We start from the raw sequence: 15,487 nt of genomic DNA on the forward strand, positions 1-15,487 counted from the left end.
GATTCTATCAAATTTACTTATCATAAATGGAGGAGTATGCTGAATTTACAGAGAAGTTTAGAAAGAAGGAAAAATAATGGAATTTCTAATATTTTTTATTATTGGGATTGCAGGAAATATGGTTGGTACGCTAGTTGGAGGGGGAGGACTGATCAGTCTTCCAATGATGCTGCTAATGGGTTTACCGATTCATTCAGCAATTGGTGCCAATAAGGTTTCAAATACTGTGAGCTCCCTATCTAGCTTTTTAGTTATTTTTACTAAAAAGGAAGTGTCAGCGAAAGAAGCGTTGTCTGTTCTAGTATTTTGTTTAGGTGGAGGAATTTTAGGGGGACTTACGGCATCCTTTCTAAGTGGGGAGACACTCATGGTCATAGCCATCCTATTATTAAGCTTTGCTTTCATCAACTCATTTATGGGAAAAGGAAATTTTGATGGGACATCGACCTTTCAGCTGAATAGAAAAACAGTTCCATCCTTATTAGGTATAGGCATTTATGATGGAATGTTTGGTCCAGGGAGCAGTACCCTTGCCCTTTACTTGTATGCCAGCGAGAAAATTGCATACATCAGGGCTGTTGGCCTTGCTAGAATCGGTGTATTCGCAAGTTGCTTTGGTGCTTCTATTACGTATATATCCACCGGGAAGATCATGTGGCCAGTGACCATTGCTTTAATGATTGGTGCAATTATTGGAGCGCAGCTAGGTGTAAGGCTTGCCCGGAAATTAAAATCAGAGCATATTAAGCCTTTACTAAGAGTAGTAACCGTATTATTGATTGTGCAAATAATTTGGGATTATGTGAAGTAATAAGTGAGGAGGAAATGATATGAAATTAAAATGTGCAATTTTAGATGACTATCAGCAAGTCGCTTTAAAAATGGCAGACTGGACATCTATTGAGGAGCAGGTGGTGGTACGCGCCTTCACGAAGCATTTCAATAATGAAGAAGAACTAATAGAGGAAATCAAAGAGTATGAAATTATTGTTATTATGCGGGAACGAACTCCATTCACGGCTTCTGTATTTGAGAAATTACCTAAATTAAAGCTCTTAATCACCTCAGGGATGAGGAATGCCTCGATTGATTTAGCTGCTGCTTCAACGCATGGAGTAACGGTATGTGGTACTGGGAGCTCCTCGGAGCCACCGACTGAGCTTACGTGGGCACTACTCTTAAATCTCGCTAGAAATATTACTTTGGAGAATAGAGCTTTAAGAGAAAACGGGCCGTGGCAAAGCACAGTAGGAGTAGATTTACACGGAAGAACGTTGGGACTCCTTGGGTTGGGTAAAATCGGAGGACGTATGGCCACGATTGCCCAAGCTTTTGGGATGGACGTTATTGCATGGAGTCAAAACCTTAAGAAGGAAGATACAGATAAATTAGGAGTTCGTTTAGCAAATTCAAAGGAGGAACTTTTAGCAACGAGTGACTTTGTGTCAATCCACCTTGTGTTGAGCGATAGAACAAGAGGAATAATAGGCAGGCAGGAATTAAAGCAGATGAAGCATAGTGCCTATCTCATCAATACATCACGAGCAGCAATAGTAGACCAACAGGCACTAGTAAAGGCATTAGAAGAAAACTGGATTGCAGGAGCAGGCTTAGATGTATTTGATGAAGAGCCAATGCCAGAGAAACATCCATATCGTACGCTACCCAACGTTCTGGCAACTCCTCATTTAGGATATGTAAGTGAACATAATTACCGCGTCTACTTTACAGAAGCGGTAGAGGACATTGTAGCTTTTCTTGAGGGAGCAGAAATTCGGAAGATAAATTAAGCCAGTGGGCCAATAATTAGGGGGACCGACCGATTAATAGCGCGAACCGACCGATTATGAATGAAAACCGACCGATTCATGCAAAAGAGGCACAAGACTATCTCATAGTCTTGTGCCTCGTTCTATCATTTTACTTCAAATTTTCTAACTGTCTGCCTAGTTCTCTTAAATCAGCAACTTGCTGTGATGTAGTTGTTTTTAGTAAAGCTTTTTGATTGGTTAATGATTGCTTGAGTGATTCAATTTCTTCTGTTAAGTCAGCATTTTCTATGTCGCTTTTTCCTTTAAGAGAATGGATGACTTCATATAGATCTTCATGACCAACAATTCTTCCAGCACCCCACATCAGCTTTTCAGCAGGTGCATCTATCACGTAGTCTGTGAAGTAATCAAATACTTCTTGGTCGAAATCATAGGCATACCAGTTGTTATCGATATTCCATAAATATTCGTCTAGAGGCGTAGCAAGATCTCCATCTTCTAACGCTTCAATAGAAAGGGATAAATTATTTATATTGTTTTGTGCGTGCTCGTAAGGGAATATAACAACGTCCTCCCAAGTCAGGCGAGTGAAGCTGTCCTCTGCATGCTTGAATGCAGCTAATAAATCACTGTTAAGCTGACGGCTTTCGTTATAAAGCTTCTTAGCAGCAGCTTGGTCGTCTTTAGCTATAGCATTTAAGTAATCCTCATTAATCTTTGTAACTCTTTTATTTACGTCCTTTGCTGTATCCATCACCTGATCAATCTCGTCAATCAGCTCGTCCTTAGATACCTCAGCTTGTTCAAAGGCATTTTCATCAATTGTTTCTTTCATAGCATTCAAACGAGTGGTAAAGTCTAAAGGCACCACAGCCGTTTTGTCGTAATGCATAGTTAGAAGACCATATAAATTCAAGTGGAATTTAAAAGCTTCCTCATTAAACGTTTCTTCTGTATCAAATTGTGAATGGTAATGAGAGCGCATAAAATCGCTATCTTGGAAATCGTTTCGTAAAGCTGGAACCCCAGCAATATTAAAGGAAAAATCATCTGACCAAGTACGCAATGGAGATATTACAGAAATTCCATCCTTATAAACACCTTCTACCGCTGGAACATCTTTAGAGAATTCTGTAAGGTAATTGTTCAATTCGTATGTAGCACGAATTTCGTCCTGCGTCGTGTGCTCATATGCAGGGAGTTCAAAGTTCATGTTAGCAAATGCTTTTCCAGCCCATTCTGGGTGAATGTTAAATATTTGATTGTATGCACCAGTGGACCAGTCATAGCGAGAGTTTGAAACTCCCCACTCTTCAGCAGCAAGTGCGTTAAAGATAATCGTTTTTTCTGGCTGGTAGCCGCTATCGATCAGACCTTTGGCTACTCCCATCATCAATCCTATTGCTGCATGGTCATCCTGAAATCCTGTGAAGTAGGAATCATAATGGGCGGATAGAATAATATAGGACTCTGGATCCTTTCCTACTATTTTTCCATAATAGTTATAGGATTTGCCATCCATTTTAACAGTAGATTTTGCATCAAATTTCACTTTCATGGAGCCTGTCTCACTAGCTTCCAATAATTTTTTTAACTTATTTCCATCCGTTTGGGACATGGAAAACGCAGGAGCATCATCCGGTCCACAAAAATCTTGAGCATTTAAGGCATCTGGAGAGACTTCTCCATAACCAGCTTCCTGTACAGCTATAACTCCTGCTGCACCTTTTACATGAGCTTGGTATGCGGGGTAGTTGATCCACCATTCCTCACGCTGATTTATGTCTATTAAAACGAGCTTGCCTTCGATATCGAGTCCATCTAAGTCCTCAGCTGTGGCCTTGCCACCGTAAACAATGTCGTATTCCTTGACGCCATTTGTATTGAAATTAACCTGGTAGCCACCAAGAACCGCTAAATGCTCTTTACCGTTTTCATCGGTAAACGTTAAATCGGCTTTTTCAAATGTCCAAGTATCTAAAGTAAACTCGTCCTTCGTTACTTCTGTAAGGCCGATTTTCTCCATTTCTTGTCCAATTTTTTCTCCGGTCTTGAGTTCTGCCTCAGAACCAGCTGTTCGATATCCAAGCTTTTCATTTGTTTTAAACTCTTCTAAGCTTTTAGTAAATTCATAGGCATAATCTACATCAACAGATGATAAATAATCATCTTTTAACTGATCGATTACTCCGTCCTTTACTTTATCTTGATCATCTTTTGCCTCTTCATCCTTACAGCCTGTAAGAGTAAGCCCTACAAGAAACGATATTGCAAGTACTTTTACTAACTTTTTCATTTATCACATTCCTTTCAACTCATATAGAAATTAATATTATCAAAAAATAATAATTTTTACCACTTTTCTTTATGAATAGAATGGATTAATATAGGATAAAGTTACTTTAAGGAGGTCGATCATTTGTTTAAAAAGCTAGCATCAGATGCATTAGGTATTTCAGACATTGGAGTGGTTGTTTCTAAAGCGGATTTTGATAAAACGGAGTCCGATGATTTTGTCATGCATGAAGCAGGTGAAGTGGTTTATTTTCTTATCAAAACAAAAGCAGATGAGTATTGCTTTACTAACCTTGCCTTAATCCATGTGGATGGAGAGAATGCCCTTAGTAAGAAAAGAACGCTTCGGCGCTATGACTATGCTTACTATCCAATCACCGATGTAGCGCTTGAAACGGCAGGGACTATCGATCTAGATATGGAGATTAAGTTCACGATTGGAAATGTGCCATTAAGCATAGATATCCATAAAAAGTTTGCTACGGAAATCAAAGATCTTTATAAGGCAATCCATACCATATCAACTCAAATGCTAGACAACAAAAAGAAATTTGATATTGCTCAAAATAGCTTAGGCTACGCTGCTCAGTCAGTAGGCAAGATGGAAAGTAAAGACATTACTCCATTGTCTTCGTTCGAATCGATAACCCAGTTTTCCTCCAACTGGATGCTAGAGCAAAAAGATAAATACATGAAAAAAGACTTCAAGGACGTATTTGAATTATTTATAAATGCTTAAAAAGATGCCACTACCTATTATAGGTAGTGGTTTTTATATTTTTTCTCGTAACTAGGAGCAATGGTAGGTTCTCAAAATATCTTCTTATTTCTGAATAATTGGTCTATTATTGATTATATACCATTAATAGGGAGGGGAAGTGGGTAATGGAATCACTTGAACCGAGAAACAGAAGTCGGATACGTATCTACTTTGGAAAGAAGTATTTCCGTATTAAGCGTTATATGGATTGGTATGCTGGGAAGAAAAAGTATGCTTTAAAAAAGCAATCAACAAGAAAATCGGAGATCATTGCGATTCATCAAACCCAGTTGCTACGTGAATTAAAAGACGTAGACATGTGGTTGCAGCACAATAAAATTACTAATCTTAAAATAGCTATTAAGCAATTAAATGGTGTCATCGTTCAACCAGGAGAAACACTCTCTTATTGGCGGTTGATCGGAAACACTAGTAAGAGAAAGGGATACGTTGAGGGAATGATTTTACACTATGGAAAAGTTACTGTTGGAGTAGGTGGAGGGCTTTGCCAGCTATCAAACCTTATTTACTGGATTACATTACATACACCACTTCAGGTGACGGAAAGGTATCGACATAGCTATGATGTATTCCCGGACTCTAACCGAAGTCAACCTTTTGGAAGTGGAGCTACATGTGCATATAACTACCTGGATTTGCAAATCAAAAATGATACGAAGCAGCCTTATCAACTAGTACTGTATCTAACCAATACCCATTTAGTAGGGGAATGGAGAGCAGATAATCCTTCTACCAGAACATATGAGGTGTATGAGAAGGATCATTTAATTTCCAAAGAATATTGGGGAGGCTATGTTCGACATAACAGTATTTATAGGAGAGTCTATAATATGCAAAATGAATTAATAGACGATGAGTTTATTGCTCAAAATCATGCAATCATGATGTATGAGCCAATGTTAACGACATCTATTGAGTAATAGGAGTTGGTAAAAATGGATGAAAGAAAACAAAAATCCTTGAGTGATAAAATTTTATACGCCGTATTTTGGTTAATCTGTATTTTTTTCTTTGGCTCATTCCTCTTAATTGTAATTGTTTTAACTGGCAATATGCATTATATCTCGCTGTTGGTTACTGGAGTGATTGTATTGTATTTATTTTACCTATTCCATTTGTTTAATTTTTTTACTACTAAAAAAAGAAAGCGATGGGTTTTAGGGGTAATGGGAATGGCCATAGTGATCAGTGCAATTACTCCAGTCAAAAAAATATATGAGAATAATATTCCGACGGTAGATGCAGAATTAAATGTTTGGGACTATCAACCATTCATGGAGCCTTTAAAAATTGCAACTCTAGAGGAGGAGTCAACATTTAAAATTACAGAGGACTTACCAAGGTTGGACGGAGCAACGGCTTTGTATCCTTTGTATGCTTCTTTTGCTCAAGCGGTTTATCCCGAAAAAACATATGAGCCAAGCTCCAGCGAAGTTATGGTAAATACTACCCCTGATGCATACAATAATTTGATCGAAGGTAAAGTGGATATGATCTTTGCTGCGGGGCCATCTAAGGGGCAAATCAACTATGCAAAGCGTAATGGTGTGGAGCTTAAACTTACACCGATTGGAAGAGAAGCGTTCGTGTTCTTCGTCCACCATAAAAATGAGGTAGACGAGCTCAGCCTTCAGCAAATTCAAGATATTTACTCAGGGAGCATTAAGAATTGGCAGGATGTAGGGGGAAGCGACGATTCTATACGAGCATTCCAGCGTCCCGAGGGAAGTGGTAGTCAAACAGCTTTAGAGAATTTAATGGGAGAAACTCCTTTAATGGAAGCACCTACTGAAGATATTGTCAGTGGGATGGGGGGAATCATTGAAGAAGTAGCTCAATACAAGAATTATAAAAACGCAATTGGGTACACATTCCGATTTTATGCGAACGAAATGGTTAAGAACGATCAGATTAAACTATTAAATATAAACGGAATTGCACCTACAAAAGAAAATATTCGTAACAACCAGTATCCAATTGCATCGGAGTTTTATGTAGTGACAGCTAGTACGGATAATCCTCATGTTGATGAGTTTGTAGAATGGATTCTATCTCCTCAGGGTCAGGAGTTGGTTGAGAAAACGGGTTACGTGCCAATGATTGAATAACAAAGAGCTGCTCTTACCCGAAGCAGCTCCTTGCTATTCCGAGATAGAATTTAAATTTTCGTTCAGTTTTTTGGCTTGTAGACGGAAATAGTAGTAGAATGCCAGCCAATGTAAAATATAAACAACAATGAAAATTGCCAGGCCAATTCCAAAGCTTAACAAAGTAAATGGTATCCAGCCAATAAAGAAAGCTAAGATAAAGTATGCTACGAAGACGGTAAGAAAATGGAAACCGGTAGCCTGCATCATAGTAAAACGCTTATTTTCAAAGTAGAGTGGGGTTACTGTAAATAACCAACCACAAAATATAGAGCCTAAAGAATTTTTTAGAAACAAAGCCCCGTTTAACGTTTCTTTGTCGCTAAAGAGTACTACCCCACTTGTAAAAACTACTGATATGAATGCTCCAAAGAAAATCCCAATCATACTTCTAAACAAAAATGTTTTCATTTATTTTTTCCTCCTATTCATTTTCAGTGCGTCCTTAATGTGAGCGACGTATGTCCTAGACACATATTCCTTTGCTCCGGATTTAAAATACACACATAGCGTTCCATTGAAAGAAGCTTCAAATCGATTAAGCTCATAGAGGTTTGCTATAACAGATTTTGATAAACGTATAAATTTGCTTGATGGCAGCATTTCCTCTAGCTCATATAGCTTTTCCTTTAATTTGTATGAGCCGGTTGCGGTTACTGCATAGACTGCTTCCTGATCTGTATGAAAATAATGAATATCCGCGGGCTTTAAGATGTGTTGCATTTCATCGATTTTTCCAACTAAAAATTCTATTTCACTGCCTTTTATAAATTCCAGTAAGTCCTGGACTGGTCCATCTAGCGTAGGTGTTTCAATTTTAACCAACGTCTCTTTAAAATCACTATCAATATTTAACGATACTTTCATCTTTGACACCTCTCTTCTTTAATAGTGTAAAGGTTCTGATAATAATTGTCTTTAGATTTTCCGCTTGTGCATGAAGCGAATAATAAGAACCGATACAAATAGAAGTACTCCAATATAGCTTCCAGCGAGAATTGTTTCAATAGTTAGAGAGAGCTGGCCGTTCCATACATCTATAAACATGTTATTCATATGATAGAGTGGGTTAAGCTTTGCTGATACTTGTATAAAGTTTGGCATTAGGTTAATTGGCTGTGCGAAGCCGCCGGTAAAAATAACGATTTGCATAATAACGATAGAAAATACAAGAGCACTGTTTATATTATCAAATAAGGAATAAATAGCAGATGCCATGATTAGTAAGACAATGTTCATAGCTATAAAAAAAGCATAGGAAGAAAACATATCGAGTAGGACGAAGGATAAATCATACATAACTAATCCAATGCTAAGTATCATAAGATAACCTAAGGTCGTAATAATAATCGCTCGTAAAATGCTTGAGGCGAGTAAAATGTTTTTGGGAACAGGAGACAAGCGTATTCGTTTTTCCACACCAGTTATACGGTGGTTAACCTGATCAAAGCCAAAAGCAAAAAATATTACTGTAAATGTGATGAGTAATATAAAGGATGGTGTGTAAGATTGAGCATAGTTTAGACCATGATCATACGTCATTTCCCCATATAACTGTCCCATAAAAATATACGTTACGGGTGGGATAATAATGGTGAAAAACATATAAAAGACTTCTCTACTAAACATAAGTAAATCATATTTTAATTGTGTAGCTAGCATTAGAATTGCCTCCTAAATATCAACTTTTTGAAGATAAAAATCATGTACAGAACGATAGCCTAAAGCTAAAATACTGTCAGTAGTTGAAAAAACTTCAGTTATTCCATTATTGATAAGTAAAACCTTGTCACAGTATATCTCCACCTCATCCATATTGTGGGTAGTCAAGATGACAGTGCCCCCAGTGCGTTCATTGTATTCAGTAATATAAGACCATAACAAATTACGCATATGTGGATCTAATCCGGTAGTTGGCTCATCTAATATAAGTAGCTTGGGCTCGCACAAAAATGCAATCGCTAGGCTAACAATCTGCTTCCAGCCACCTGATAATTTATCGAAATACTTGTGGCGATGGGGATCTAACTTGAAGTCATGTATAATTTTTTCTAAAGCAATGGAGGACCTATAGTAAGACCTAAACAATTTTAATAATTCCTCCACCTTTAATGTTCGATAAAATTGGGTTGGCTGAAGAACGACAGCAATTTGTTTTCTAAGTTCTTCTAAACGGCTCATGGAGGCTAATCGAATGTCTTCTTCCAACACATAGACAATTCCTGTATCAAATTGTTTGATGGTCATAAGAATTTCTAAAAAAGTAGATTTACCTGCTCCATTTTTTCCTATCACCCCTATGACTTCTCCAGGTGACGCTTGAAAATCTATTCCTTTTAAAAACTCCTTCTCCCCGTACGATTTTTTAAAATTTCTAACTTCAATGATATGCACAAATATCACTCCCGTTTTTCTTATAAACTAATTGTATGATGAGATGAGGTGGTATTCGAGCGTATTTCGGTAAGAGGTATTTTAGTTTGGCCAACCTGTAGGAATTGATAGGTCAGTTGCATTTAACTACTAAAAGGAAGTATATTGATAGTATCAAAGGAGGAATTCTAATGAGTCAATCATTCTTAAACAAAGTAACCCCCCTTATCAATCATGAAGAGAGATTGGTCAGAGAATTTGCATCGTATGTACTAAATGAATTTCCGTTTACGCCTAGTAAGGTGGTAAATGAACAACTGACGAATGCATTACATGCTGATGATAAAGAAAGAGATACTATTCTAGTCTGGGGACAAGAAAATAACGTTACAGAAGAAACGTTCCCGATTCTGATGAAGCTCCTCCAAAAGGTAAAGAAATCGAAGAGACATCTAGTCCTTCAATATGTGATGAACCTTCCCTCTGAGGTTCTAGTAGATAAAGCAGATCAGCTTACTCCCTATATAGGAACGGATTATACTGATTTTAATAAGCTATTATTGGAGGCAAGCGAGGATACACTTTGGAAAACGTATGAGGACGTTGTGGGTGACGTTAACCGCGATGGCTTTAATGCACTTGAATTTCAAAAGTCGAAAAAGCTGCTTGGGCGACTGATTGATATTGGCAGCTATGGGAAACAGGAAGTAGAGAAGACCCTTCAGCAAGAACTAGGGGAAAAGTTTTTCTCCGTGTTTGGTATTTTGGCAGTAAGAGCGGTTGGCCTCCTACAGTTAAACGAATATATACCTACACTTGTATCCCTACTAGATAGAGAAGAAGAAATTCTATTAGAAGAATTGGCAGTTGCGTTAAGTAGCTTTCAGACGGATGACGTAGTAGAAGCAGTTGCTCCATATGCGATGAAGAATGAGACGTGTATTTATGCTGCTAGTATCTTAAAAGAAACAAAAACTGAAAAGGCAATAGAAGTGCTGGTAAAAAGCTACGACAAGTTAGATGAAAGCGGTAAAGAAACTGTTATCGAATCTCTAACAGCCCAATTAACAGAGCAAGCCTTCCCGTTGATAGAGGATTATCTCCATAACGGCTATCATGGTGGATTAATTGATCTTGAACAGACGCTTTATGCGTTCTATACAGTAATGGGACGTTCCCATCCATCTATGGAAGAGTGGAAGCAAATTGCCGAACAAAACGCCATAGAATTCGAACAAGAGCAACAAGCACAAGCACCTCAGCCAGCAGTAAGCGAAAAGGTCGGTAGAAATGATCCCTGTCCTTGTGGTAGTGGAAAAAAATATAAAAAATGCTGTGGGAAATGAAATATTAAGCATAGCCATTTAAATTAAAAATGCTGCCGGACTCATATGCCCGGCAGCATTTTATGCTAGCTTAAATTTATTTATTTCCTCTTGTAAGTCCTGTGCATTTTGTGAAAGTTCAACTGCTACACCGCTGACCTGTTCCATGGTAGCAGTCTGTTCCTCAATAGCGGCAGCAATACCTTCAACATTGGAGGAAGCATTTGTAGCCCCGTTAGCGATTTCCATGGCAGAAGCAGAAACTTGTTCAGCAGATGCGGAAATCTCTTCAGAAGTAGCTGAGATCTCTTCGATTTGAACGTTCATCTCTTCTACTGCAGTAACGATTTCTTGAAAAGCATGGCCGGCATCTCCAATAATCTTCACCCCAACTGTTACAGATCCTAGGGATTCCTCAGCTGCTTTTTCTACATTGCCTGTATCTAGTTTGATATCCTTGATCAAATCAACAATTTGATTGGCAGATTGTCTAGATTCCTCAGCAAGCTTACGAACCTCGTCTGCAACAACTGCAAATCCTTTCCCATGTTCGCCAGCTCGTGCTGCTTCAATCGCCGCATTGAGAGCCAATAGGTTAGTCTGCTCTGTAATATTCGTAATTACATTAGTTATATTTTCAATTTCCAAGGTTTGTTTACTTAGTTTTTGAACTAAATTATTCATCATCTCAGAGGAATGATTTATGGTGTTCATCTGTTCACTTGCCTGTTGAATAATCTTACCTCCAGCCAGTGCCGTTTGATAAGTTTGGTTCGAGTTGTCGTATAAGTGCTGTGTCGATTCGGCAATTCGTTGAACTCCCGTTGCAGTCTCTTCCATAGCTCGAGAACTTTCATTGGCCGACTGGGCAGCAGAAGATGAGGCTTCTAAAGTATCATTAGCTCGGTTAGCCATTTCATTTGTAGAAGCAGTTACCTCTTCGGTGCTTGCGGATAGCTCTTCGGCAGCCGCACTTAGATGCTCTGAATTTTCATGGATTCTTTTAAGTAACATTTGAAGATTATTTTTCATTTGATTAGTAGCTGTAGCTAGCTTTCCAATTTCATCATTGGAAGAGTAGTTCAAATCCTCCACCGATAAATCTCCAGTAGCAATTATTTCGGCTGCGTCTACCATTTTTATTAACGGATTAGAGATTTGCTTACGAGTGAACCACATAAGGAGAACTCCATTTAGCAAAACGAATACTAACATAACAATTGCTACAATGTTAGATAGAGTCATTGCACGATCTGTTTCTTGAGAGATTTTTTTCAATTCGTTATCCTGATAATCAAGCATTTTTTGTGCAACTTCTAATATACCATCGTTAGCCGGAGTAATTCGATCCTTTAAAATTCTTGATCCAGAGCTCATAACACCCGTTTTTGCATATTCCAAATATATCTCTGATGCTTCGTTGAACTCGTTTTTATAAACATAAATCTCCTCTACGTAAGCTTTCATTGTTTTAGAGCTAGCAAGAGAAGCTATTTGAGCAATTTGCTCATCAACATACTGGATATAGTATTCAAGCTGCTCCTTCGTTTCCGGAGAATTATCGATTAACAATTCTTGAGAATATTGCCCCTGCATTCCAATACCAAAACGTATTTCGTCAATTACTCGTAATTGGGTGACTCTATAATCAAGCGCCTCATCCACCTTAGATTCTACATTAGCAGATGTAAGCATAGCTGTTACAGTAGAGATTAATAACAAAACTATAATGACGATAAATGCGATGTTTAACTTTTTTCCGATACTCATAAGCTGCCTTCTTTCCATAAATATAATCACCTCGTTTTTATCGGCTAAAAGTATTGGTATTTGAAGTGAATTTATGGGAAATTATTGATAATTGGAAGTTATTGATAAAAAGTTAATAAATAAATTATCTTAATAAAACATGGTTGACATGGAGTTAACTCCACCCTATAAAGTAAAAATAGGGGAGGGGTGCTAAATGGAGATAATCGTGTACAGTTTAATATGTATGTATGGGATATTAACAATGATCGCTGGAATGGTACAATGGAAGGAAAAGGGTTTATCGATACGTTCCTTATTGTTTGTCGTCGTATCGCTTGGTATGATTGCTAGTGTTTTTATAACAGACATGAGGTTAAGTTTAATAGTGATATGTTTTATATGTATACATGTTCTAGCTCTATGGGAGGGGCTACAGACAAAGAGTAAAGTTAGCTATAGTCATCATATCTTTCGATTTATGTTTCATGTCATGATTGTAATAGGAGTGATATTATGAGAATTGGAGAATTTGCTTCACGTACTGGGGTAAGTAAAGATACTATTCGTTATTATGAAAAGATCGAACTATTAAAACCCACCATTATGAACTCATACCGCCACTATACAGATGAGGATATACTCTCTATTCAGGCAATCATTAAGTTAAAACAAAATGGTTTTTCCTTACAGGAGATAAAGCTACTATTTGATTGGACTAACCATGTGGATAAAGATAATAAATTAACAGACCACGAAACAGAGAAGCTACAATTGTTAAGGGAGTTATTTCAAGAAAAATACCGGGATTTAATAGAGAAAGAAAAACAAATTATCCAAATAAAAGAGGTGCTTCTACGAGTAGATAGGAAGGTAGAGCAATTACTTGGAGGAAAAAGAGATGAGACCACAACTAACTAAAGATATAAACATAGAAGAATTTAAACAGTATTATTGGTTAAAGGAAGAGCTCCAAGCGTTTTGTAGAGAGCACCTTTTAAGCCCAGCTGGTTCGAAAGGAGAAATTGCTAATCGAATAGAGGTATTCCTTCACTCAGGCAAAATACTCCAGCCAGTCAGAAGAGCTAAAATCTCTAAAGTAGAAGAACCACTTTCTTTGGATACTGTTATAACAGAAGGACATCGATGTAGCCAACAAGTAAGGGCATTTTTTCGGGAAGTCATTGGACCGAAATTTCATTTCTCTACTTATATTCAAAATTATTTTAAAAACAATATAGGAAACACATACCGTGATGCGGTGAACGCTTGGATGGAGGAGGAGGAGCGTAAGAGAGATCCGGCTTACTCGAAGGCGATTGCACCTCAATTTGAATATAACCAATTCATAAAAGACTTCTTTGCGGATTCTAACAATAAAGGAAAAACACGTCAGGAGGCTATCCAAGCATGGAATGCTATTAAGCAGCTTCCAGGAAGTAATACATATCAAAAATAAAAAGCCGTACACTCGAATTGCTTCGAGTGTACGGCTTTTATCAAGTTAATTCCGAAGAATTAAAGTTTTACGATGTTAACTGCTTGTGGTCCGCGGTTACCTTCTTCGATATCAAATTCAACTTTTTGACCTTCGTCAAGAGATTTGAATCCGTCACCTTGGATAGCTGAGAAATGAGCGAATACGTCGCTTCCACCTTCAACCTCGATAAATCCAAAACCTTTTTCTGCGTTAAACCATTTTACTGTACCTTGTGTCATGTAAAAAACCTCCATAAAATAAATTAAATAATATAAATCTTTCAACAGATAAAAAAATTCACATATTAGAAAAAGTATCGACAAACATTTCACGATCACTTTTTGTAATATGTGAATTCAATGTTTTCTTGATGAAGCAATTTAACTATTGAACTTAGTATATAACGTTTAATGTCATTTGTCCAGTAATGTACTTAGGTTATTTAAAATTCTTTTATTAACCGTATAAGTATTAGCACTTAAGTCTACTGCTTTTCTTAAAGGTAACGCAGTGATACCAGCACTTGAGGACCTTAAATAGAGTGAATAGTCATTCATTTTATGGTATTCTTTTCTAAAATAAATCTTTGTTTATAGGGGTGGATGAGATGCTTTTCAAGAAACAATTCGATGTTTCGACTAAAAGTGGGGTAATAATGGCGAATGGAAAGGTGTCTTTTCAAGGCGTGAGGTTAAATGTACATTGTTTCGTGGTAGATGGTGTCCTCATTGATACGGGATCACAGTCACTAGAGAATGAGCTCAAGCCTTTTTTGAAGCAGCAAGAGGTGGAGAAGGTCATGATTACTCATCATCATGAGGACCATACTGGCTGTGCTGCTTATATGCAGGAGCTGGGGAAACGCATCTATATGAAAGAACATTTCATAGATCACAGTCAAAAGAAAGCAGACTACCCCCTTTATCGCAAGCTATTTTGGGGGAAGAGACAGCCCTTTAAAGCTAATCCGTTAGGCGAGACATTTACCTCTAAATCAGCTACATGGGATGTTATCCCTACACCTGGTCATGCCAAGGATCATGTAGCATTTCTCAATAAACAAACGGGTCAATTGTTTACAGGTGACCTTTATTGCCAAGAACGAACAAAGATTATACTTCGAGAAGAAAGTATTCCAACCATCATAGAATCCCTTCAACGGGTCCTCACCTATGATTTTGGGGACGTATATTGTTGTCATGCAGGGTATTTAGAGAAGGGAAGAAGATACTTAGAGAGAAAGCTACATTATTTATTAGAGATGCAGCAACATATTTTGCAGCTTCACGCCGAGGGGAAAAGTGAAAAAGAGATTACCAGTATTATTTTTCCAAAGAAATATCCTATTAATTGGTTTTCTATGGGTGAGTGGAGCTCCTTTCATATCATCCGCTCCGTTATTAACGAGCAGTAGTATGAAAAGGACTAGATACATAGTGGAGTCCTTGCCTGACGGGCGGACTAGCTTTACGTGGTTTATATACAAGTCATATTTACTAAAGTGATTCTCTATTCGAGCGGCAATAGACCCTGCTAAAATACATTAAATAGAATACTTGCATAAG

The 15,487-nt window shown here is 37.6% G+C and carries 17 protein-coding genes; 10 read left to right on the plus strand and 7 right to left on the minus strand.

Annotated features, from left to right (window positions below; translation table 11 throughout):
• The first annotated feature begins 76 nt into the window (after positions 1-76).
• A complete protein-coding gene (locus MKX96_RS02915; RefSeq protein WP_340881829.1) occupies positions 77-811 on the plus strand; it encodes a sulfite exporter TauE/SafE family protein in 735 nt (244 codons plus the stop codon).
• A gap of 19 nt (positions 812-830) precedes the next feature.
• Positions 831-1,790 (plus strand): D-2-hydroxyacid dehydrogenase family protein, encoded by a 960-nt coding sequence (locus MKX96_RS02920; RefSeq protein ID WP_340881830.1) that lies wholly within the window; start codon positions 831-833, stop codon positions 1,788-1,790.
• Between the two features lie 130 nt (positions 1,791-1,920).
• On the opposite strand, the gene MKX96_RS02925 is transcribed toward MKX96_RS02920, so the two are convergent.
• On the minus strand, positions 1,921-4,068 hold the full coding sequence (locus tag MKX96_RS02925; protein WP_340881833.1) for a M28 family peptidase: 2,148 nt from the start codon (positions 4,066-4,068) through the stop codon (positions 1,921-1,923).
• Between the two features lie 123 nt (positions 4,069-4,191).
• Here MKX96_RS02925 and MKX96_RS02930 point away from each other — a divergent pair, with 123 nt between their 5' ends.
• From MKX96_RS02930 to MKX96_RS02940, 3 genes are all read left to right on the plus strand, one after another.
• Entirely contained in the window at positions 4,192-4,806 is a 615-nt protein-coding gene (locus MKX96_RS02930; protein ID WP_169361130.1) for a PH domain-containing protein, read from the plus strand.
• Between the two features lie 146 nt (positions 4,807-4,952).
• Positions 4,953-5,768, plus strand: a complete 816-nt coding sequence (locus MKX96_RS02935; RefSeq protein WP_340881835.1) for a VanW family protein — start codon at positions 4,953-4,955, stop codon at positions 5,766-5,768.
• Between the two features lie 15 nt (positions 5,769-5,783).
• Complete coding sequence (locus tag MKX96_RS02940; RefSeq protein ID WP_340881836.1) at positions 5,784-6,956, plus strand: substrate-binding domain-containing protein; 1,173 nt, start codon at positions 5,784-5,786, stop codon at positions 6,954-6,956.
• 33 nt (positions 6,957-6,989) lie between these two features.
• Here the strand turns inward: MKX96_RS02940 and MKX96_RS02945 are convergent, their stop codons facing one another.
• Genes MKX96_RS02945 through MKX96_RS02960 form a run of 4 tightly spaced genes read right to left on the minus strand, consistent with a single transcriptional unit; the run spans position 6,990 to position 9,389 of the window.
• Positions 6,990-7,406: a DUF3021 domain-containing protein gene (locus MKX96_RS02945; protein WP_340881838.1), complete on the minus strand. Its 417-nt coding sequence runs from the start codon at positions 7,404-7,406 to the stop codon at positions 6,990-6,992.
• Positions 7,407-7,862, minus strand: coding sequence for a LytTR family DNA-binding domain-containing protein (locus MKX96_RS02950; protein WP_251557081.1), 456 nt, complete (start codon positions 7,860-7,862; stop codon positions 7,407-7,409).
• 51 nt (positions 7,863-7,913) lie between these two features.
• Positions 7,914-8,657 carry an ABC transporter permease gene (locus MKX96_RS02955; protein ID WP_298470234.1) on the minus strand — a complete coding sequence of 248 codons (744 nt, stop codon included), beginning with the start codon at positions 8,655-8,657 and terminating at the stop codon, positions 7,914-7,916.
• Positions 8,658-8,669: 12 nt separating this feature from the next.
• Entirely contained in the window at positions 8,670-9,389 is a 720-nt protein-coding gene (locus MKX96_RS02960; protein ID WP_340881843.1) for an ABC transporter ATP-binding protein, read from the minus strand.
• A 170-nt stretch (positions 9,390-9,559) separates the two neighbouring features.
• On the opposite strand from MKX96_RS02960, the gene MKX96_RS02965 reads away from it, so the two are divergent.
• Positions 9,560-10,714: a YecA family protein gene (locus MKX96_RS02965; RefSeq protein WP_340881844.1), complete on the plus strand. Its 1,155-nt coding sequence runs from the start codon at positions 9,560-9,562 to the stop codon at positions 10,712-10,714.
• Between the two features lie 60 nt (positions 10,715-10,774).
• On the opposite strand, the gene MKX96_RS02970 is transcribed toward MKX96_RS02965, so the two are convergent.
• Positions 10,775-12,463: a methyl-accepting chemotaxis protein gene (locus MKX96_RS02970; RefSeq protein WP_340881845.1), complete on the minus strand. Its 1,689-nt coding sequence runs from the start codon at positions 12,461-12,463 to the stop codon at positions 10,775-10,777.
• Positions 12,464-12,652: 189 nt separating this feature from the next.
• Between MKX96_RS02970 and MKX96_RS02975 the strand changes: the two genes are divergently transcribed.
• From MKX96_RS02975 to MKX96_RS02985, 3 genes are all read left to right on the plus strand, one after another.
• Complete coding sequence (locus tag MKX96_RS02975; RefSeq protein ID WP_340881847.1) at positions 12,653-12,796, plus strand: hypothetical protein; 144 nt, start codon at positions 12,653-12,655, stop codon at positions 12,794-12,796.
• Positions 12,797-12,958: 162 nt separating this feature from the next.
• Complete coding sequence (locus MKX96_RS02980; protein WP_340881848.1) at positions 12,959-13,363, plus strand: MerR family transcriptional regulator; 405 nt, start codon at positions 12,959-12,961, stop codon at positions 13,361-13,363.
• Positions 13,344-13,901: a DUF6434 domain-containing protein gene (locus MKX96_RS02985; RefSeq protein ID WP_340881849.1), complete on the plus strand. Its 558-nt coding sequence runs from the start codon at positions 13,344-13,346 to the stop codon at positions 13,899-13,901. The genes MKX96_RS02980 and MKX96_RS02985 overlap by 20 nt, the downstream gene beginning before the upstream one ends.
• Positions 13,902-13,960: 59 nt before the next feature.
• Here the strand turns inward: MKX96_RS02985 and MKX96_RS02990 are convergent, their stop codons facing one another.
• Positions 13,961-14,161 (minus strand): cold-shock protein, encoded by a 201-nt coding sequence (locus tag MKX96_RS02990; protein WP_169361140.1) that lies wholly within the window; start codon positions 14,159-14,161, stop codon positions 13,961-13,963.
• Positions 14,162-14,529: 368 nt separating this feature from the next.
• On the opposite strand from MKX96_RS02990, the gene MKX96_RS02995 reads away from it, so the two are divergent.
• Complete coding sequence (locus MKX96_RS02995; protein ID WP_340881852.1) at positions 14,530-15,336, plus strand: MBL fold metallo-hydrolase; 807 nt, start codon at positions 14,530-14,532, stop codon at positions 15,334-15,336.
• Positions 15,337-15,487 lie beyond the last annotated feature (151 nt).

This window comes from Psychrobacillus sp. FSL W7-1493 (assembly GCF_038004905.1).
In the GTDB taxonomy this organism is placed as follows: Bacteria; Bacillota; Bacilli; order Bacillales_A; family Planococcaceae; genus Psychrobacillus.